This is a genomic window from Burkholderia sp. Leaf177 (assembly GCF_001424345.1).
In the GTDB taxonomy this organism is placed as follows: Bacteria; Pseudomonadota; Gammaproteobacteria; order Burkholderiales; family Burkholderiaceae; genus Caballeronia.
In genome coordinates this window covers 666,052-686,034 of record NZ_LMPF01000023.1, presented here as the reverse complement: position 1 = coordinate 686,034, position 19,983 = coordinate 666,052, and the positions used below count along the sequence as shown (strand labels likewise).

Here is a 19,983-nt window from a genome sequence, read left to right as displayed (position 1 = left end):
AACGCTACGTGTGTCTTCAAACAGGAAAATTCAAACTACATTCTTCTCTACGATCGGCCGGTTTTCAATAACCCGTGACCAGCCCAGCGAAGACAAATCCAGCGAGGCGTACTTTCCACCGAGTATCAATTCGCTGACACCGCGCCCGGTTGCCGGTCCTTGCTGGAGGCCATGACCGCTGAAGCCGTTGGCGAACACGCAATTGTCGATTTGCGGGTGGTATCCAATGATCGCGTTCTGATCCAGCACGTTGTACTCGTAATAACCTGACCAGCAATTTTCCACGCGCAACGCTTCGAATTCCGGCACGCGATGCGCAAGTGTCGGCCAGATGACGTCGTCGAAAATGGCGTGATCAACTTGATCCAGCGGCAAGTCGTCGGGATCGTTGCCGGCGTCCGGCGACGTGCCGCAAATATATGTTTTCCCCTCGGGACGAAAATAGACGCCTGTCGGATCGATGAGCAGCGGACACGCGCTCAGCCGAGCCGGCGACGACACGTTGAAAATGCTCCGGCGGCGCGCGCGAACGGGGATATCGATTTCCATCATCAACGCAATATCGCGCGCCCACGGGCCCGCGGCGTTGACCACGGTATCGCATTCGAAGCGCTCGCCCGCATGCGTGCTCACGCTCATCACACGGTTGCCTGCCATTTCCATTTGCGTGACGTTCGCAGGGACATAACGCGCGCCGAGCGCCTGCGCTTTCTTCTTGAGCGCCTGCACGAGGCCGTAGCCGTCGAACCAGCCTTCGCCCGAATTGCCGTATGCGCCCGCGGCCAGATCGTGCGTATTCAGCCACGGAAATTTCGCGCTCAACGACGTCTTGTCGAGCAAGGAAATGTCCGCGCCAAGGCTCGTTTGCATGGCGTGGTTCTCACGCAACGTGGACTCGCCTGGCGGCGTGGCAAGGAACAAATAGCCGCCTTCATGCAAATCGATGGATGGTTTCTCACCATCGACCTCGAGCAATTCGCCGATCCCGCGCAAGAACTCGATCCCATACAAGGACATTTGCACGGACAAGGGCGTGGAAAATTGCTGTCGAATGGATGCAGCCGAGAGCGCGGACGATGACCGGGCGTAAGTGGTGTCGCGTTCAATGACGGTAACCGATACGCTCGGGTCCGACACGCGCAGGAAATAGGCAACCGAACTGCCGATCACCCCGCCGCCGACGATAACGACTTTTGAACTCACGACTTGCTCCAGACGCAAAAGACGGGAAGACCAAGGAGGAATGGCTAGCGGATTCGATCCTCACCAAGTTTCCGATACGAAACTTTTGTAAGTTCGGAAACTATACTATGCCGTTTTTTTGTTGGCAATATTGCAAGGATTGATAGGATTACCCCGCTAAAACGGCGTGTCAGACGCATTCTCGACGGCTTGATAAAGCGCGATTAAGCCGATGGTATTATCGGAAACACCCGCGCCGTTCCGCTTATCTTTCCGCGATCCATGGATACAAATCTCTTGAGGCCCGCCGAGCAGTCATCAACTGATCTCGGGCGCCGGGTCAAAGCTGCGCGTCTCCAGCAAAGCCTGACCCTCGAAGCCGCAAGCCGCGTGTGCGGCGTATCGCGTTCGACTTTATCGAAGGTGGAAAACGGCTTGATGTCGCCGACCTTCGACGTGCTGCAAAAGATCGTCCACGGATTGAAGATCGACCTGGGCGAATTGTTCGGCTCCGCGCTCAAGGCGAACGCCGGCGGCCGCCGCGCGGTTACGCGCAAAGGTCAGGGAAGTCCGCACACGGCGGGTTGCTACGAGATGGAATTGCTCGCCACCGAACTCGCGCAAAAGGCGATGTACCCATTCCGCATCCGCATCACCGCGCATTCGCTGGACGCGTTCGAGGAATGGGGCCGGCATGAAGGCGAGGAATTTCTGTTCGTCCTGAGCGGCGCGGTCTGTCTCTATTCCGAGCTCTACGCGCCCACTCATCTCGAAGCCGGCGACAGCATTTATTTCGATAGCCGCACGGGACACGCGGCGGTATCGACGAGTACGGACGACGCCGAAGTGCTGTGGATCATCAACGAAAAGCAGCGCGGTTCCTCAACGTAGCGCGACCCACGGACGTTCATCGAGCTTATGTTGCGCCTGCGAGATCTTCATCGTGAATCAAGAAAAGTAGCGGGACGCCACGGCAAGGCGGCTTCCGGATTGCTCGACTCCGTCGCGCGGAATCGTCCTGTCTGGATGGTCTCGTTCGCGGTGAGCCAGGCGGATTTATCGGAAGGATTGCGCGCCGCGTTTGCCTCCACGGTCATGCTGTTGCTCGGCAACCTGCTCCACATGCCCGAGTTTTCATGGGCGGCAATCGGCGCGTTCTGGACCTGCCTCGCGGACGCGGCGGGCTCGAACAGAATGCGCTTTGCATCGATGAGCGCGTTCGCATTGTTGTCCACCCTTTGCGGCGGGCTGACCGCTTATGCGTCCGGATCGAATATCGTTGCCGCCGCCGTTGCCGTTTTTGTGTTTTCGGGGCTGGGCGCGTTGGCGCGGATATGGGGATCGGCGTCGGCGCAAGTCGGGATTCTTGCGGCAACGGCGTGCGTGGTGATGGTCGATCGCCCCGTTCACGGCTCTTTCGAGAGCTTCCGGTTTCTCGCGTTGTATGCCGCCGGATGCCTGTTCGCGACCGCGCTCAGTTTCACTGTCTGGCGCATCCATCCGTTTGGCGCGAGCCGCGCCGCGATGCGCGCGACCTATGCGCGACTCGCCGATATGTCCAGCGACAGCGCGCGGCTCCTCAAGCTCGATCGCGCCGGATTCCAGGAATGGGCGTCGCATGCGTCGCGGTATCGCGGGCAGGCGCGCGCTGCGATCGAGACGACACGCAAGGTGTTGGCGCGGGTTCCATCGGCAAAAGCCGATCGGCGCGATACCTATAACAACCTGCTGCTCGCGCTCGCCGACAGCGAGCAGATCTTCGCGTATCTGATTGCCGTCACCGATGCCTGCGAGCGCGGTCATCATCGGCTGCCGAATCCGAAACGCGCCGCACGCGCACTGGAAGCCTTCGCTGAAGTGCTTTCGCGCCTGTCCCGCGCTCTCGCCGATAAACCCTGGGAGCCGACATGGCGCCAGCGCGACCGGCTTCATGCGCTTGCACAGCAACTGGAAACCGCGCTGGGCGAAAAAATCGCGCTTCGGTTCGATGTCGATTTCAGCGAGCTTGAACCCGCGCCGATCATGCAGACGTCCTGGTGGAATGCGGCCTTGCTGAATTTGAAGCGCGGATTCGAAACGTTGAAGGCGAATGCATCGGCGGAATCCATCGGCGCGCGGCATGCGGCGCGTGTTGCGGTGGCGGCGACCATCGTATTCATGACGGTGCGCCTGCTTCACCTTCCGTTTGGATATTGGGCGACCATGGCGACGCTGCTGATCCTGCAGCCGTCCATTGCCACGAGCTGGCCGCGCAGCATCGAGCGCGCGGCAGGGAGCGTAGCCGGCGGTCTGCTCGCCGCTGCGATCGGGCTTGCCGTTCACTCGCCCGTGGCAATCTCGCTCGTCGTATTCCCGCTCGTGTGCGCGACCATGGCGCTCAGGCCGGTGAGCTACAGCCTCTTCGTGTTTTTCATCACGCCCACGTTCGTGCTCGTCGCGGACTTCGCGGCGCCGGGCGGCGCTGAGATTGGCTTTGCGATCACGCGGCTTACGAACAATGTATTCGGCTGCGTGGTTGCGTTGCTCGCGACGTTTTTGCTATGGCCCAGCCGCGAACCCACCCGCTTCAATCAGCGGTTGATCGAGGCGATCGCGGCGAACTTTGCATTTCTCGCCGAGTCGCTGGGAAGATCGAAAAGCGATGAACTCGAACTCGAGCGCTTGAGGCGCGCCGCCGGTCTTGCAAGCAACAACGCGGAGGAAGTGCTCGCGCGTTTGCGCCTGGAGAAACTCGATACATCGAACGAGGATCGCACGGGCTCGACCGCGCTCGCGCTGCTGCGCCGTGTAGCGGGAACTGCAACGCGGGCACGTTCGTTCGGTGCGGGCTTTACGGCGAATGCACCGCTCGCAGACTGGATCAGGTGCGTGGGCGAAAGCATCGAGTCCGGGTTGGCGGGCGACCCGCGGCATCATCCGGAAGAGGTGTTTCCAAAGGACGGTTTGTCATTGCTCGAAGCCGATGCCGTCAATCAGGTCATGTTGCTTCGCCGGCTGCTTCGCGAGGCGGGCCGCATTTAAAAGCATTCAGTGGGGCATCTCGTACAGCTATTGTCGTACCCGCTCTGAAACCCTATAAGTCGATGCCCTCCTAAAAGAGGGATTGCCTGCCGGATATCGTCGGCTTATGTTGAGGTCATGCGCGTTTCTCGCCGCGCACCACGACTCACGAGCCGCTTGGGCGAAATTTGGTGCGGTCTCCCCGCACCGCTTTGCCGCCGCATGGTTTTTATCGTGCGGAAATTTCAATGCCATCAATAAAAGCCTGGATCGTCGCGCTCGCTACGCACGAAGATTCGGGATCCGTTCGATCCGAAATCCATCTCGCCAATGCCATAGAACACGCTGCAACAGGGAGCGCATGATGCTGAGCAAACCGGTCAGGGCAAGCAGGCAAATTGACGGCATGTCGATGTCGGCGGAATTCAATCGCGATACAGGCCGCCTGAGGATCGTGGAGGAAGGTGTTGTCGTCGCCGAATGGTTCCCGCCTCATTCGTGGTTCGCGATCGCTTCTGTCGCGGGATACAGCACGTGGGGAACGCGCCCTAACGAGAAAGATCTCGCCATGTTGCTCGAGGATTTCGTGCTGCAGCGAGACGGCGCTCGCGGTCTGGTGTTCAGGTGATCATGCCCGGATCAACGCGTGCGGGGCATGGTCCCGGTTCTGTTCGGCGCCCTGAGAAGAGGGCTTTCCGTGGTCCTCGTGCCGTTGGCTCTCATGCTGCTGATCACGCCATCTGATCCCTTGCTCAGGCCCGTGATCGTGCCTGTGTTCGTCTGCGGATTGTTGCCAGCGCCGGTTCCCGCTGCAGCCGGATTGGGTCTGAGCAAAGAGGTTGCGCCATCGTCCGGACTGCCGGTTTCCTGCGCAAAAACACTTGCCGACGTACTCACAATCAGCATCGATATAAAAAACTTTGCTGCGACTTTCATCATTTACTCCGCTCGTGCACCCGGACAACTTCATCCCGTTCATTCGTTAGGAGCCGCGCAAACGCTCTGCGTTCCCGGATATTTGTCTCCTTAGATTACAGCGTTCGCCAGGCTCACACGCGTCCCGCGCGTTTTCCCTTGGATTCGGGAACGGCCGTTCCGCTGTAATATCGAACGAGCGTTGGGCGCCGATGGTCTTGATGGTCTTGTACTTGCGAGCGCTCTCGTTTTTCGAACGCGAATAAACCTATTGGAGACGCACATGGCAAAGCCCGAGTACGCCGACCCGTTTAGTCAGTTTGCCGCAATGTTCCAGCAATACAAGCTCCCAGGATTCGATGTCCAGGCCATTCTCGATGCCCGCCGCAAAGACGTAGAAGCGCTGGCGGCCGCAAATCGCGTCGCGTTCGGCGGCATGGAAGCGCTTCGCGACAAGCAACTCGAGATACTGCGCCGCGCGCTCGGCGACTTCCAGACCATCGCGCAGGAGTTCGCCACGTCACCGGCCAAGGCCGCAAGCAATCCCACGGAAGTCGTGCAAAAGGCCTTGCATCAGGCGCTGGCCGACATGCAGGACATCGCGCAGAAAACGCAGCAGGCGCAAACGGAGGCCTACGCGATCGTGACGAAGCGCATTGAAGAGGCAGCAAAGGAACTGAAGTCTTCGATGGCGCAGTCGAAATAACACGCTGTCAGTGTCATCGTTCAGGCTGGTAATAGAAACGCCCCTCGGATTTTCATCGCGAGGGGCGTTGTTACTTCTGAAGACTCAACTGCAATACTTCAAATTACAGCGCTGCGTCCTTCAGCTTCTTCAACGGACGCACCTTCAGGCGCACCGACGCCGGCTTCGCTGCGAACCACTTGTCTTCACCCGTGAACGGGTCCTTGCCGAAGCGCTTCTTCTTCGCCGGCACGTCTTGTGCAACGACCTTCAGCAGGCCCGGCAACGTGAATTCCTTAGCACCTTTCTTGTGAATCGATGCCAGCAGCGTTTCTTCGAGAGCAGCCAGCAAAGCCTTCGCCGCCTTCGGTTCGACGCCCGAGCGTTCTGCCAGGTGAACCGTCAGCGATGCCTTGGTGAACGAGTCCTTGATGGGTTTCAGCGGCGTAGCCTCGACTGTTTTCTTGGCTGCGGGCGCGGCGGCCTTCTTGGCTACCGGCGCTGCTTTCTTGCTTGCGGCCGTCACTTTCTTGGTCGCGGGCGCTGCTGCTTTCTTCGATGCAGGCGCTGCGGTTTTCTTCGTGGTTGTTGCCATGAGTTCCTCACTTATAGTCAAAAGTTGCCCAAGACCTTTGCCTTTGCGCCGTCACCGACTAACGCAAAGGTACAAATCCTCGGGTTGGGCGCCAGCGTAACAACACCGCCTTCAAGACGCAACATCCCGGACCATAAATTAAAGGGTTTTTTGCATGAAAGTCACGAAACTGGGTACCTGTACCTCACTTCATTGACATGGATATAGCAAAACGCTGCGTAAGCGCATGCATGAACCGCTAAAGACGTGCTCTCGACCCACTCTTCGAACGCGATCGTATCGATGCAATTCGACGGCGTTGCGTGCTTCCACTTCGTCGGCACTTTTGCAATTCAAGCGCGCGTGGCATAGTGCGGCCACATCCATTTCAGGAGGTCCCTATGCCTACAATCGAACAGCTTCGATCAAAAATTTCGAAGCTACAAAGTCAGGCTGACGCATTGATTGCAAAAAAGATGCAAGCGGCAGTCGATCAGATTCGACAGATCATGCTGGAGCATGGCCTGACCACCGAGGACATCGAGGCGAAAGCGAAGGCCCGTCGAAATGCGAAGGCGGTTAAAGGCAGCGCACCGAAAACACCCTTGAAAACAAGGCGTAAAGCTGGCGGCAGCCTGCCGGGCAAGAGCGCGCCGAAGTACCTTCATCCGAAGACGGGCGCAACCTGGACCGGACACGGACGTGCTCCTGCATGGATTGCCCAAGTCAAGGACCGCACGAAGTTTCTCATTGCAGATGGCGCCGCCGCAGCAGACGCCGCGTCAGATACCGCTGCCAGCCAGCCGGGCGCCGCGCGCAAAAATGCCAAGGCGAAGTCACTGGCATCCAATCGCGCGGGCGTGAAAAAGGCAGTGAAGAAAGTTGTGGCGAAGAAAAGCGTTGCGAAGAAAACCGCGGCATCGAACAAGACCGCGCCGTCGAAAAAAGCGGCACGCAAACGTGCGATGAAAACCATTGCCGCGAGCGGCGCAACAGCCAAGTGAAGATTCAGAAGCAGGCGATGGAGGCAGCGGCCTCCATCGTTTTTTTGTTAACAGAGAATTGCCGGTCGCTTGAGCGCGCTTTCAAATTCAAAACGAATCCAATGGAGCTGGTATGCAAGCCGATGCAAAGGCATCCGGAAGCCGCGCGCCGATAACATCGAACGCCAAGCTCGCCGCCGATAAAAACGCGTGGAAGGCGCTGATCGCGTCCGCAACCGGCTACGCGATGGACGGCTTCGACTTGCTCATCCTCGGCTTCATGCTGCCCGCCATCGCGCTCGAATTGCATCTGAGCACGCAGCAATCCGGTGCACTGGTTACATGGACGCTGATCGGCGCGGTGGCGGGCGGCATTGTGTTCGGCTCGCTAAGCGACCGGTATGGCCGGATTCGCGTGTTGACATGGACCATCGTGCTGTTCGCAGTGTTCACGGGGCTATGTGCGTTTGCAACGGGTTTCTGGGACTTGCTCGCGTACAGGACCATCGCGGGCGTCGGGCTTGGCGGCGAGTTTGGTATCGGCATGGCGTTGGCTGCGGAAGCGTGGCCGGCGAAATATCGGGCACGGGCGTCTTCGTACGTGGCCTTGGGCTGGCAGACGGGCGTGCTCGCCGCGTCCTTGCTGACGCCGCTGCTGTTGCCGCACATTGGCTGGCGCGGCATGTTCCTGCTCGGCGTGGCACCGGCGATCATCGCGTGGATGGTCCGCAATTCGCTGCATGAACCGGAGGTGTTCGTACGCAACTCATCGAAATCCGAGCGCAAGCCGAACGCTTTCAGACTGCTTGTCGCCGATGCCAGCACCACGCGCGCAAGCATCGGTATCGTCATTCTGTGTTCCGTTCAGAGCTTCGGTTACTACGGCATCATGATCTGGCTGCCGACCTACCTCGGGAAGACGCTGGGCTTCGGCCTCACCAAGTCGGCGTTATGGACGTCGGTGACCATATTGGGGATGATGATCGGCGTTTTTATTTTCGGTCAGCTCGCCGATTGCATTGGCCGCAAGCCCACTTTCCTGCTGTTTCAAGCGGGTTCGGTCGTGATGGTGATCTTCTATTCGACGTTGTCTACGCCGGGAGCCATGCTCTGGGCCGGCGCGCTAATGGGCCTGTTCATCAACGGGATGATTGGCGGGTACGGGGCGCTCATCTCCGAGGCCTATCCCACCGCGGCGCGTGCAACTGCGCAAAACGTGTTGTTCAACATCGGACGAGCGGTCGGCGGATTGGGGCCGATCATCGTGGGCGGATTGGCGGCGTCGTATTCGTTGCAGGTCGCGATTGCATCGCTCGCGGGCATTTACGTTCTCGATATGCTGGCGACGCTTTTTCTCATCCCCGAGTTGAAGGGCGTGGAGCTCGAATAGCGGCTGCTTTTATTTGAACGCGTAAGCGATACCCGCGCCATACGTGACCTGATTGCGATTGCCGCGCTGGGTCACGATAGGACTGTCCGCTGCCGAGCCCGATATCCGCTGGTAATAGATCATCGCGCCGGCGAACCAGTGTTTATCGAATTGATAGATTGCAGCGAGCCATCCCGTCATTTGTTCGAGTCCACCCGATGGGCTGAAAACCGGCAGTCCGCTACGCGCGGAATCGTCTTGCGTGACTCCGAAGTAGACCTCGTTAAATCCTTGGCTGACCCAACTCGCACCCACGCCGGCTCCGGCGAATACTCGCCGGTATAGCGGCATCCAGAAGCTGCCGTTGACCGAGACGCGCGCTCCTGTATAGACAATGCCTGCGTTCGTCATGACGGTCACGGACCCGCGCAGCCGATACGGAACGCTCCCCAGATGCTCATATTCATAGCCGATGAACCCGCCGCCCTCGACGGTGGTGTGAACCTCGTGGATTTGCGAAACAACGGGGTCATCGACGTTATTGCGCCCGAGACGAAGCGATATGGCCGGACCATATTGCAATCCGGTGATGCCGCCCAGATCGAACTGCGCGTAAGGTCCGTATAACTCGAACAGACGACCGCCATCGGTGACATAACGCACGCCCGGAACTGCGCCGACAAAACGATCTTTTCCGCCTGCATAGTCGGTCGTGGAACCCAGGCCGCCGCCGATCATGCTGGGCAGCATGCCCGGAAGATCGACCGCCGCCGCTTGACTCGCATGCACCGCGATCAGTCCGCTGAAAAGTAAAAGACCGCGAAGGCTTTTTAACATCCAGAGCGGGTTGTGCTTGTTTGGCTTATTCATTTAGCGGTCTGTCGAATGAAATCGAAGACCCCGTTTTCCGGAAGCACTCGTCCATCGCGTTTCATTTCCTCGGGGTTTGGTTTTCGCGAAACGTATTCATGCGGAATTCATTTCGCGATTGGAAACCCGATCACATTCGAGCGCTGACAATGCGTGAATAAGTCATCAGGTCGGCGCGGTGCGGCTAACCGGATCGACCGATATCAGAAACGTGGAGCGAACGCAATTGACGCCGAACACGTCAACGCGCTGCATAAGATGGCGAAGGATGCTGAAGATGAAGACGACAAAACCCTACGCTGCACTCTGGCGAGCGCAGCGAATCACGTCACGGCAGAAACGCTTCAAGCCAGATGCGAGATCACGCCCTTGATCTTCGCCCAAAACGCGGAGAAACCGTGTGGCGAAGATTCTGTGTGGTACGGCGCGGCGGCGTCGGGATAAGAAAGCCGTTCCTGAGGATGCCGCACTTGCGAGACCAACAAGCCGATGTACATGGCGATTCTCCCAGCATAGTATTTTTAGCACATGGTCAACCTATGGCTGCCATGTGAGCCGCACATCACGCGCGGTCAGCACATCACCCGCGCGCCTTCAAAAATAAGCATCCCAAACTATTTCGTTAAATCTGCTACCTGAGCTATTACCCAAGCTGCGGCCGATTCGTCATTGATCGACTGGAAGCCGCCCTGTCCGACGCGGGAGGAAACACGCACCAGCATCCATCGTCGTGACGAAAGAACAAAAGCGCGCGCAACCCACGCGGCAACGCCGTTTCAACACACACATAACGCCGGCCGCCGACAGGCGTACGACTGAATTCTGTGACACGAACAGGAGTCGATAACCCCGGCGCAAGCCACTTTTCGACCTGGGTTCGCAGCGAATGCTCATGCATGGATTTCATGTGCCGCTCCAACAAACGTTTCTTGCCCGACTTCATCCGCCGCATTCGCAACGTCTTCGATCTCCGGCGTCTGGCGCGCGCCATCTTCGAGCGAGCTTTGCATCATCGTGCTGCTGGCAACTTTTGCCCTCAGTGCGCTACACCGCGCGAGATTCCTTAAATCCGCCAGCTGAACAACGAGCTGTCTAGCCGTTCTACGTTTCATACGAACTCCCGCAACGCACCACAAACCTCAGAAAGCACTTTAACTCTATGCCTCCATTGATCGCCGCGGTGTGACTTAGGCAAATTCGCAACAGTTATTTACGTTTCACGGCTGCGGAATGCCTTAAATCTAAAACGTGCGATGACCGCTTCCTTTGAATGTTTATCGGCAGGCGGGAACCGGGACTTTAGAGCGCCGGCATTCTAAATAAATGGCGCTCTAGACAAGGCGAAGCATTTTTACGAATTCATCAGACGTGACCCGTATCCTCCTTGATCGCTTTAGTGAATTTTCCAACCCACTTTTCGATCACCCGGACGTCAGCATGAGAAAAAAACTCGCAGTAATCCTTCCTATCATGGCGGCCGCTTCTGCCACCGCGCCTGTCGCGCATGCACAAAGCTCGGTGACGTTGTACGGCATCCTGGAAGACGGCGTGGATGTCGTCAGTAACGTCCAGGGCAATCGCCTGTTTCAACTTGCATCCGGGGTGACTGCCGGCAGCCGCTGGGGGTTGAGCGGCACGGAAAAACTCGGCGATGGTCTCTCGATCATCTTCCGGCTGGAAAGCGGCTTCAATATCAATTCCGGCCGGCTTGGCAGCGGTTTGGCATTTTCGCGAAACGCCTACGCCGGCCTCGAAAGCGCGCAAGCGGGTACGGTTACGCTGGGTCGCCAATGGGATTCAATCGTCGATTTTGTCGAGCCATACACGCTCAACGGGAATGTCGGCGGTTATTACTTTGCGCATCCGAACGATATGGACAACACGGACAACGGCTTTCCAATCGCGAACGCGGTGAAGTACCGCAGCCCGACCGTCGCGGGCTTTACGTTCGGCGGGCTTTATTCGTTAGGCGGAATCGCCGGAAAATTCTCCGATAGCGCCACGTTCAGCGCCGGCGCAACCTACGCGGCCGGCCCTTTCAGCGCAGGCGTCGCTTATTTGCGAATCAATGATCCGGGCGTATCCACGCAGGGTTATCAGAACTATCCCGGCTTCACGAACTTGGTCTATGGCGACTATCTGGCGGCCGCGCGCGCGCAACGCGTGCTGGGTGTCGGCGCTTCGTATCAAGTGCTTGGATCGCTGCGCGTGCTTGCCGATTTCACCAATACGATCTTCCAGCAAGGCAGCGCCGGACACGACGCAACCTTCCAGAACTACGAGTTGTCCGGACTTTACAACCCCACGCCGGCTGTGACCATCGGCGCGGGTTATACGTACACCACGGGCCGCGATCACGCGACGGGCGCCCAGCCAAAATACAACCAGTTCAATCTGACGGCTGAATATGCGTTGTCAAGGCGAACCTCCGTGTACGCGATGGGCGCTTACCAAAAGGCCGCCGGTGACTCGACCGCTGCGCAGATTGCCGGCTTCAATCCGTCGAGCAACCAGAAACAGGCCGTGGGTCGTTTGGGAATCCGCAGCATGTTCTGATCGATGCAAACGGGCGCTTAAAAGTGCCCGCATTCATCCACATTTTTGCTACGGGTTATCCCACCCCTACATTCCACCGCCGCCATGCCGTAAATCAGTCAGGCATGGCGTTCGGCAGCGCCCGACGCCGCACATATTCAAATAGACGGTTCAACACAGGCGACGGCGGTAGACATGAAAAAGATGACGTTGAATCAAAAGCTCGGATCGATGATCGCCGTGCTTTGGCTCGGACTCGTGGCGATCGGGTTCATTGGTGCATGGCAAAGCCGTTCGGCCACGCTCGATGACCGCCGCGATCAACTCAAGGCGCTCGTTGCGCAAGGCGTGAGCGCGACGGCGCAATTCCATAGTCTTGCTGTCAACAAGACGATCTCCGAAGACGAAGCGAAAAAGCGCGCACTCGATGTCCTCGCTTCCATGCGATACGGCACCGACGGCTACATCTCCGTCAACGACTCGCGCCCCGTCATGATCATGCATCCGATCAAACCGGCGCTGAACGGCCAGAACCTGGCGGGTTTCGCCGACCCGGCAGGCAACAAGCTGTTCGTCAATATCGTCAATGCGGGCAATTCGACGCCCGAAGGCGGCTTCATCAGTTATCTGTGGTCCAAGCCCGGCAGCGAAAAACCCGTGCCGAAGATCAGCTTCGCTAATCACTTCGTGCCGTGGGACTGGTACATCGTGACCGGCATGTACACCGACGATATCCAGAGCGCGTTCTACGCGAGCGCATTGCGCTGGTTCGCGATTACGACGGTGCTCGGCGTGCTGGCATCGCTGGCAATGCTGCTAGTCTTGCGCAGCATCAAGCGCGAACTCGGCGGCGATCCGTCCATTGCAGTGAGCGCGGCCCAACGCATTGCACGCGGCGACCTGACCACACATGTACCGCTCGCCGCCAACGATTCACACAGCCTGATGTACGCGTTGAGCGAAATGCAAAGCGGCTTGGTCGAGACGGTCTCGCGGGTTCGCGCCGGGACCGAGAACATCAACGTTGGGGCGTCGGAGATTGCCGCCGGCAACACCGATCTGTCACAGCGAACGGAGCAGCAAGCGGCCGCGCTCGTGCAAACGGCATCGAGCATGGACGAGATGACCGCGAACGTGAAACAGAACGCCGATAGCGCCACGCAAGCGGCCAAGCTTGCAGGCGAAGCCGCCGATGTTGCCCAGCGCGGCAGCGGCGTGGTCGAGGAAGTCATCCACACCATGACGCGCATTACCGAAAGCTCGAAGCAGATCGGCGACATCATCGGGGTAATCGACGGCATTGCGTTTCAGACCAATATTCTCGCGCTGAACGCGGCGGTCGAAGCAGCCCGGGCTGGCGAACAAGGACGCGGCTTCGCGGTCGTGGCGGCGGAAGTTCGCAGCCTTGCGCAACGCTCGGCAACGGCGGCGAAAGAGATCAAGGCGCTGATCGGGACATCGACGGATACGGTGAAAGAAGGTGCATCCCTGGTCAGCAACGCGGGCGCCACGATGGGTGAAATCGTCAGTTCCGTGCGTCGCGTGAACGAGATCCTGGACGAAATCAGCCACGCTTCGAACGAGCAAAGCGCGGGGATCGAGCAGGTGAATCGCGCGGTCGGCGAGATGGATCAGGTCACGCAGCAGAACGCCGCACTGGTTGAAGAGGCCGCGGCCGCAGCGCATTCGCTGAAGGATCAAGTCGATGTACTGCGCGAAGCGATCGGGAGTTTTGCGTTGCCGGCCTGAGCGTGATGCCAGCCGCGCTCAGGTCCAGAAGCCTTCGTGCACGAGCGCGGCTTCATCTTCAATCAGCGGCCCGACCACGCTGACATCTCGCTGCCCGCGCGCAAACACTTCGCGGCACGGCAGCGAGAAGGTTGGATTCTCGGGATGATCGCCGGTGATTTCCAGCAACCGCCGCTCGGACATTGCGTACACCACACGCCCGATATTGCACCAGTAGATCGCGCCCGAACACATGCAGCACGGCTCGGCGTTGGTATAGAGCGTGCACTTCAGCAACTGCTCCGGCGACAGATCCTTCGCCGCCTGCGCCGCGGCGCGCAACTCGGCGTGCTGGGTGGGGTCGCCCAGTGGCGGCATCGAATTGTTCCCGGCTTGCGCGACGATCTGGCCGTGTTCATCGGCGATAAGCGCGGCGAACGGATGACGTCCGTCGCGCCTGGACTTCTCCGAAAGCGCGATCACCTCGCGCAGCAATGCCATGTCGCGTTCGCTTGCGAAGTCATTTGCAAGTTCGTTCATGGTGTCCCCTTCCCTTTAGTTGTGCATTGGATGATCGATGAAAAAGCGCATCATGGCCGCGCTTGCATCGGGGCCATTTGCGTCGGTGTAAGAACCGCGTGCGCTTCCGCCCGCCCACGCATGCGGCGCGCCGTGGATGAGCCACGATTCGGCATCCACGCCATCCGCCGATCTCACGCGCTCGACGGTGCTCGTGCGCTTGCCCGGCTCGGCGCGCGCGGCGTCCCCGTCCGCGTGCTGATCGAAGACCACGGCCTGGCCGCCGAACGGCCGCAATAATTCCGCAGCGTTCGACGGATGCACGGTTGTATCGGCGTCACCATGGAACACGATCATCGGCCGCTTCGGCGATTCTGCAACCTGAACACGCAATGTCTTGCCGCGACGCATGGCCGCAAGCGCCGACTGCAGATCGCGCGCGGAACCGGCCGCGAGCCCGGAATGCACGCACGCGGCGGCGTAGAGATCGGGGTAATTGCGAATCATGATCGCGGCCATCGCTCCGCCCGCCGATAAACCCGCCACGTACACACGCGCCGGATCGACCGCGTGCTTCGCCATGACATCGCGCGTGATGCCCGCGATCAACGAAGGTTCGCCGGAATCGCGCCGTTGATCCGCCGGCTTGAACCAGTTCCAGCACTTCGACGCATTCGCCTGCTGGGGCTGCACCGGATACGCCACGATGCAACCATCGCGTTCGGCCAGCGCGTTCATTTGCGTGCCGGCGGCAAAGTCATCGGCATCTTGCGTGCAGCCGTGAAGCATCACGACGAGCGGCATTGGCTGCCCGTTGTACTTCGTGGGCACATACAGCTTGTATGTCCTGTGTCCTGCCGCGTTCGCGTACGAATGCGTGCTGAACGCGCCGGGTGTGGGCGCCGCCGGCTGAGCCGTCGATGCTTGAGGCTTGAAAGGTGTGGAAGGCGTGCAAGGCGTGCAAGGCGTGAAATTCGTGGAAGGTGCGAGCGGCGCCTGCCCGCCCAGCGCGCGCTGCAACGCCTCGGTTGCTTCCTTGGGGCCGCGCGTGCGCAGCAGTTTCATTGCGTCCTGCATGGAATGCAGGAATCCGTCGTCGATTTTCATTATCTTTTCCAGTTATGCGTTTAGCGTATTCATCCGATCCGGCCGGCCAGCGCCGCTTTCACCGCAGGCGATGCATGGAACGCGCCGAGCACCACGATTGATGCAATCGTCTCGAGCGCGAGTTCAGGCGTGACATCGGCGGCAATGCTCGCAAGCCCCAGCACCTGAATGTCGAATCGCTCGCCCGCGTCACGCGCGGCTTCCAGATCGCGTTTCGAAAAATGCTGCATGCCAAGCACCAGCGCGCGCCGCGTGACCGTTTCGTTCACCACATTTGCGTGCGTTGCCAGCTGGTTGCGAATCGCCGTACGAATCAGGTCCGTGCGGTTCGAATAGAAGCCTTCTTCCACCAGCAAGTCGATCTGCCCCAGGTCGATGGGACCCAGGTTGATCGTGATCTTCTCGGTTTCGCCGCCTTTCGGCCGGACCACTTCCAATTTTTGCATCGCTTATTTCCTTCTCTATGCCATCCCATTGGATGGTTATAGGCTGGTTTTTGCGGTGCGTCAAATTATTTCGACTTTTTGAACGGAAAAGCGCCAATGCATCGCCTCAGGTACGGGCAATGCTGAAGTAAATCCCGTAGTCCTATTCTTTTCCCTCGTGGTGTGGTCGCTGCGAGTTCGCCAAAGCACTTCATACGCTTTGAGATCCGGGCGCCCTTGGCTGGGTGCAACGTTGCTGGAAATACGTTGCCGTCCGGAGTGATTCGACACGTTCGATTTGTTTTTCGTCGCGATGATTCGCGGGCGCAGACACGTCTGCAGAAAACACGATGCAGCTGATCGACTTAACCTCAAGGAGATTCACCCATGTTTGTACATAACAAACGCCTTCAATACACGGTGCGCGTTGCCGCGCCGAATCCTGGTCTCGCTAATCTGATGCTGGAGCAATTCGGCGGATCGCAAGGCGAGCTCGCCGCCGCGTGCCGTTATTTCACGCAAGCAGTCGGTGAAGACGATCCGGGCCGCAAGGACCTGCTGTTCGATATCGCCACTGAAGAATTGAGCCATCTCGAGATCATCGGTTCGATCGTCGCGATGCTGAACAAAGGCGCCAAGGGCCAATTGGCTGAAGGCGTGGAAGAAGAAGCGGAGTTGTATCGGTCGCTCACGGGCAACGGCAACGATTCGCATATCACGTCGCTGCTCTATGGCGGCGGCCCCGCGCTGACGAGTTCTGCCGGTGTACCCTGGACGGCTGCGTACATCGATACCATCGGCGAGCCAACGGCCGATCTGCGCTCGAATATCGCTGCAGAAGCGCGCGCGAAGATTGTCTACGAACGCCTGATCAATCTCACCGACGATCCGGGCATTCGCGACACGCTAGGCTTCCTGATGACGCGCGAAATCGCGCACCAGAAGTCGTTCGAAAAGGCGCTGCATTCCATCCAGCCGAATTTCCCGCAAGGAAAGTTGCCAGGCAAGCCGGAATTTACAAGCGTGTACTACAACATGTCGCAAGGTACGGAACCGGCGTTGCGCGGACCGTGGAACGAAGGCGGTGACTGGAAGTTCGTGGAAGATCCGCAGCCGGCCGTAGATGGCGGTGACGGAATGGCGAGCGTGGGTGTATCGGCGGAAGATATCGACGTGTTGCAGGCCATGGCCGCGCGCACGGCATCGGATCCGACGTCGGATCCGACGACCGGCGCCGATCTGGGATCGGGCCAGGCAACCGTGCTCTAAGTAATGCTTTGACCTTGCCTTAAACGGCAAAGCCCTTCCGGCCTCGAGCCGGAAGGGCTTTTTTTTCGTCTGCGATTTTATCTACGCTTCGCCCTTCTCCGCCACGACGCGCTTCACCATGAACCAGTAAAACAGCGCGGAGCATCCGGCAATCAGGCCGCCTGAAATCAATGCGATGGTGTACGAACCGGTTTTATCGACGATAAACCCCGCCACCACCGGCGAGAACGCGCCGCCAAAATAGCCGCCGAAATTCTGGATCGCGCTCACGGAAGCGACCATGGATTTGGGCGCGACATCCGACGCCAGCGCCCAGGCCGCTCCAATGATCGCGGCAAGAAACGCAAGCCCGAGCGTCATCAGCGTGATCGTCATTCCCAGCGAATCCACGAACGGAATCGCGACCGCCGAAATTGCTGCGCCGATCGCGCAAATCACGATCCACATGCGCTTGGCGTCGATAGGCGTCGCCATTCCTCGATCGACCATTTTCTTCGTCAGATACCCGACGATGATCTCGCCCACCGCGCCGCCGATCCACGGAATGCTCGCGTAAAAGCCGAGCTGCACGAACGAAATATGGAACCGGTCGAGCAAATACAAAGGCAGGAAAACGAGGAACAGATTCCACAGCCAGATCGCGCAGAAGTAGCCGAGGATCATGCCCCACACGCTTTTATGCGTGAACAGGCCGCGCCATTCGTGCGTTGAATTGCTGATCGACCGCTCGCGCCCGCCGCCGCCCGCTTCAATATAGGCGAACTCTTCTTTCGAGAGCCGTTTGCTTTGCTCGGGATTGCGGTACAGCAGCAGGAAAACGATCGCGAAAAGAATGCCGACCGCGCCCGCCACATGAAAAAGCGAGCGCCATCCGAACGCGACCATCAGTGCAACGAGCACGGCGGGCGCAAGCGCGGGCCCCCATTTCGACGATGAATCCCAGATCCCGGTCGCAAATCCGCGCTCCTTGTTCGGAAACCACGCCGCCGTGATTTTCGCGGAAGTCGGCCAGCATGGCGCTTCACCGACCGCGAGCAACGCGCGCATCACGAGCAGGCCGCTGACCGAGCCGACCACGCCGGTCATATAGGTCGCGACGCTCCACCAGATCATTGCCACCGCATAGGCTTTTTTCGCGCCGAACCGGTCGATGACCCAACCCGCGGGCAATTGCATGACGGCATAGGTCCATGCGAAGACGGTGCCGAGCAAGCCGATCTGCGTACGCGACAAACCCAGTTCCCGGATCATTTCCGGCGCTGCAATGGAAAGACTTGCACGGTCGATGTAATTGATGATGCCGCCGGCGACCAGCCAGATCAGAACCGTCCATCGAAAATTCATGCTGGTTGTATTTGCCACGCCTGCAGGGGATCCCAGCTTCTCGGCCACGTGCGTCTCCTCGTCTACGCGATTGACGTCCTTTTTTGGGACGCGAAGAGTGACACTATATTCAGCAAGCGCTTCACATTACAGCCGCGTTAACCCGCCCGGGAGCGCGCCAGGCGCGGCACAAATGCGATAATCGCGGACTCAGCCCAGTTCCGGAGAACCCACAATGAGCCGCCTCGACAACCCATTCCACGACCAGGAGGCCGGCCGTGCCGACGCGACCCAGGACACCACGCGAATCGACGATGTCCGCATCGGCGCCGTCCGTCCGCTGATCTCGCCGGCGCTGCTGCAAGACGACCTGCCCGTGACGCCGTCCGTGCAGACGCTGGTCGAAAAGAGCCGCGTCGAGATCGCGGATATCCTGCAAGGCCGCGATGATCGTCTGGTCGTCGTGGTCGGCCCGTGTTCTATTCATGATCACGATCAGGCGATCGAATATGCGCAACATCTGAAGACCGCCGCCGACGCATTGCGCGACGATTTGCTGATCGTCATGCGCGTGTATTTTGAAAAGCCGCGCACGACCGTGGGCTGGAAAGGCTATATCAACGACCCTTTGCTCGATGGCACGTTTCGCATCAACGAGGGCCTGCGCCGCGCGCGCCAGTTGCTGCTCGATATCGGCAACATGGGGCTGCCTACCGGCACCGAATTCCTCGATTTGCTGAGCCCGCAATACATCGCGGATTTGATCGCGTGGGGCGCAATCGGCGCGCGGACGACGGAAAGCCAGAGTCATCGGCAACTGGCTTCAGGCCTGAGCTGCCCGATCGGTTTCAAGAACGGGACCGACGGCGGTGTGCAGATTGCAGCCGACGCAATCGTCGCGGCTGCGGCAAGCCATGCGTTCATGGGCATGACCAAGATGGGCATGGCCGCCATCTTCGAAACGCGCGGCAATGCGGACGCGCACGTCATCCTGCGCGGCGGCAAGAAAGGCCCGAACTACGATCGTGAAGGCGTGGCGGCTGCGTGCGCCGCGTTGAAAGACGTTGGCTTGCGCGAGCAGGTGATGATCGATTGCTCGCATGCGAACTCGGGCAAGTCGCATCTGCGCCAGGTTGAAGTGGGCGAAGATGTCGCGCGTCAATTGAACGATGGCGACAAGCGGATCATCGGCGTGATGATCGAAAGCCATCTGGAAGAGGGACGGCAGGATTTGAAGCCGGGCGTGCCGCTGCGCCGGGGTGTATCGATTACCGACGCATGTCTCGCATGGACGCAAACCGAACCGGTGCTGCAGACGCTCGCAGCCGCAGTACGCGAACGCCGCAAGCATTAAATAATTCCTGATCGATCGACGCGCCGGGAGTAAGTCTCGGCGCGTTGCACTGCGCCGCAAACAAGTATTTAGCAAGCAGCGCGCCTAATCCGCCTGCATTCCGCCAGCACCCGCGCTTCAAACCCTCGCTACTCGCGTCTGCAAT

The 19,983-nt window shown here is 59.2% G+C and carries 21 protein-coding genes; 10 read left to right on the top strand and 11 right to left on the bottom strand.

The genetic code is table 11. From position 1 onward, the window contains the following. Window positions 1-30 precede the first annotated feature (30 nt). Complete coding sequence (locus tag ASG35_RS24185) at window positions 31-1,203, bottom strand: NAD(P)/FAD-dependent oxidoreductase (RefSeq protein ID WP_056363589.1); 1,173 nt, start codon at window positions 1,201-1,203, stop codon at window positions 31-33. Between the two features lie 261 nt (window positions 1,204-1,464). Here ASG35_RS24185 and ASG35_RS24180 point away from each other — a divergent pair, with 261 nt between their 5' ends. From ASG35_RS24180 to ASG35_RS24170, 3 genes are all read left to right on the top strand, one after another. Continuing rightward, window positions 1,465-2,073 carry a helix-turn-helix domain-containing protein gene (locus ASG35_RS24180; protein WP_056363587.1) on the top strand — a complete coding sequence of 203 codons (609 nt, stop codon included), beginning with the start codon at window positions 1,465-1,467 and terminating at the stop codon, window positions 2,071-2,073. 27 nt (window positions 2,074-2,100) lie between these two features. Continuing rightward, on the top strand, window positions 2,101-4,203 hold the full coding sequence (locus ASG35_RS24175) for an FUSC family protein (RefSeq protein ID WP_082508572.1): 2,103 nt from the start codon (window positions 2,101-2,103) through the stop codon (window positions 4,201-4,203). A 343-nt stretch (window positions 4,204-4,546) separates the two neighbouring features. Next, window positions 4,547-4,810, top strand: coding sequence for a hypothetical protein (locus ASG35_RS24170; protein WP_235527688.1), 264 nt, complete (start codon window positions 4,547-4,549; stop codon window positions 4,808-4,810). 11 nt (window positions 4,811-4,821) lie between these two features. Here the strand turns inward: ASG35_RS24170 and ASG35_RS24165 are convergent, their stop codons facing one another. Then, entirely contained in the window at window positions 4,822-5,121 is a 300-nt protein-coding gene (locus ASG35_RS24165; RefSeq protein WP_056363585.1) for a hypothetical protein, read from the bottom strand. A 259-nt stretch (window positions 5,122-5,380) separates the two neighbouring features. On the opposite strand from ASG35_RS24165, the gene ASG35_RS24160 reads away from it, so the two are divergent. After that, window positions 5,381-5,803: a phasin family protein gene (locus ASG35_RS24160; protein ID WP_056363584.1), complete on the top strand. Its 423-nt coding sequence runs from the start codon at window positions 5,381-5,383 to the stop codon at window positions 5,801-5,803. A gap of 103 nt (window positions 5,804-5,906) precedes the next feature. Here ASG35_RS24160 and ASG35_RS24155 read toward each other — a convergent pair whose 3' ends face one another. Further along, the gene (locus tag ASG35_RS24155) at window positions 5,907-6,377 is read right to left on the bottom strand and encodes an HU family DNA-binding protein (protein ID WP_056363583.1); all 471 of its coding nucleotides are present in this window, start codon (window positions 6,375-6,377) and stop codon (window positions 5,907-5,909) included. A gap of 380 nt (window positions 6,378-6,757) precedes the next feature. Here ASG35_RS24155 and ASG35_RS24150 point away from each other — a divergent pair, with 380 nt between their 5' ends. Together ASG35_RS24150 and ASG35_RS24145 are read left to right on the top strand one after the other, a co-directional pair. Continuing rightward, window positions 6,758-7,360: an H-NS histone family protein gene (locus tag ASG35_RS24150; RefSeq protein WP_056363582.1), complete on the top strand. Its 603-nt coding sequence runs from the start codon at window positions 6,758-6,760 to the stop codon at window positions 7,358-7,360. A 112-nt stretch (window positions 7,361-7,472) separates the two neighbouring features. Continuing rightward, window positions 7,473-8,729: an MFS transporter gene (locus ASG35_RS24145; protein ID WP_056363581.1), complete on the top strand. Its 1,257-nt coding sequence runs from the start codon at window positions 7,473-7,475 to the stop codon at window positions 8,727-8,729. Window positions 8,730-8,738: 9 nt separating this feature from the next. On the opposite strand, the gene ASG35_RS24140 is transcribed toward ASG35_RS24145, so the two are convergent. The 4 genes from ASG35_RS24140 to ASG35_RS32485 form a co-directional block, all read right to left on the bottom strand. Further along, window positions 8,739-9,578, bottom strand: a complete 840-nt coding sequence (locus tag ASG35_RS24140; RefSeq protein ID WP_235527687.1) for a MipA/OmpV family protein — start codon at window positions 9,576-9,578, stop codon at window positions 8,739-8,741. Between the two features lie 344 nt (window positions 9,579-9,922). Beyond that, window positions 9,923-10,075 carry a hypothetical protein gene (locus ASG35_RS31640; protein ID WP_156393332.1) on the bottom strand — a complete coding sequence of 51 codons (153 nt, stop codon included), beginning with the start codon at window positions 10,073-10,075 and terminating at the stop codon, window positions 9,923-9,925. Between the two features lie 146 nt (window positions 10,076-10,221). Next, window positions 10,222-10,485 (bottom strand): hypothetical protein, encoded by a 264-nt coding sequence (locus ASG35_RS32320; protein ID WP_082508592.1) that lies wholly within the window; start codon window positions 10,483-10,485, stop codon window positions 10,222-10,224. Next, window positions 10,469-10,591: a hypothetical protein gene (locus ASG35_RS32485; RefSeq protein WP_268761136.1), complete on the bottom strand. Its 123-nt coding sequence runs from the start codon at window positions 10,589-10,591 to the stop codon at window positions 10,469-10,471. Before ASG35_RS32485 ends, ASG35_RS32320 begins: the two co-directional genes overlap by 17 nt. A 424-nt stretch (window positions 10,592-11,015) precedes the next feature. Between ASG35_RS32485 and ASG35_RS24135 the strand changes: the two genes are divergently transcribed. Further along, the gene (locus ASG35_RS24135) at window positions 11,016-12,134 is read left to right on the top strand and encodes a porin (protein WP_056363580.1); all 1,119 of its coding nucleotides are present in this window, start codon (window positions 11,016-11,018) and stop codon (window positions 12,132-12,134) included. Window positions 12,135-12,317: 183 nt separating this feature from the next. Beyond that, window positions 12,318-13,862: a methyl-accepting chemotaxis protein gene (locus ASG35_RS24130; protein ID WP_056363880.1), complete on the top strand. Its 1,545-nt coding sequence runs from the start codon at window positions 12,318-12,320 to the stop codon at window positions 13,860-13,862. An 18-nt stretch (window positions 13,863-13,880) separates the two neighbouring features. Here the strand turns inward: ASG35_RS24130 and ASG35_RS24125 are convergent, their stop codons facing one another. From ASG35_RS24125 to ASG35_RS24115, 3 genes are read right to left on the bottom strand one after another with little or no spacing between them, the layout of a single operon-like run. Then, on the bottom strand, window positions 13,881-14,381 hold the full coding sequence (locus tag ASG35_RS24125) for a nucleoside deaminase (protein WP_056363579.1): 501 nt from the start codon (window positions 14,379-14,381) through the stop codon (window positions 13,881-13,883). 15 nt (window positions 14,382-14,396) lie between these two features. Then, window positions 14,397-15,467 carry an extracellular catalytic domain type 1 short-chain-length polyhydroxyalkanoate depolymerase gene (locus tag ASG35_RS24120; RefSeq protein ID WP_056363578.1) on the bottom strand — a complete coding sequence of 357 codons (1,071 nt, stop codon included), beginning with the start codon at window positions 15,465-15,467 and terminating at the stop codon, window positions 14,397-14,399. 29 nt (window positions 15,468-15,496) lie between these two features. Beyond that, window positions 15,497-15,913: a hypothetical protein gene (locus ASG35_RS24115; protein ID WP_056363577.1), complete on the bottom strand. Its 417-nt coding sequence runs from the start codon at window positions 15,911-15,913 to the stop codon at window positions 15,497-15,499. 366 nt (window positions 15,914-16,279) lie between these two features. On the opposite strand from ASG35_RS24115, the gene ASG35_RS24110 reads away from it, so the two are divergent. Beyond that, a complete protein-coding gene (locus ASG35_RS24110) occupies window positions 16,280-17,161 on the top strand; it encodes a manganese catalase family protein (protein WP_056363576.1) in 882 nt (293 codons plus the stop codon). Window positions 17,162-17,242: 81 nt separating this feature from the next. On the opposite strand, the gene ASG35_RS24105 is transcribed toward ASG35_RS24110, so the two are convergent. Beyond that, entirely contained in the window at window positions 17,243-18,553 is a 1,311-nt protein-coding gene (locus ASG35_RS24105) for an MFS transporter (protein ID WP_235527685.1), read from the bottom strand. Window positions 18,554-18,719: 166 nt separating this feature from the next. Between ASG35_RS24105 and ASG35_RS24100 the strand changes: the two genes are divergently transcribed. Beyond that, window positions 18,720-19,838, top strand: a complete 1,119-nt coding sequence (locus tag ASG35_RS24100) for a 3-deoxy-7-phosphoheptulonate synthase (protein WP_056363575.1) — start codon at window positions 18,720-18,722, stop codon at window positions 19,836-19,838. Window positions 19,839-19,983 lie beyond the last annotated feature (145 nt).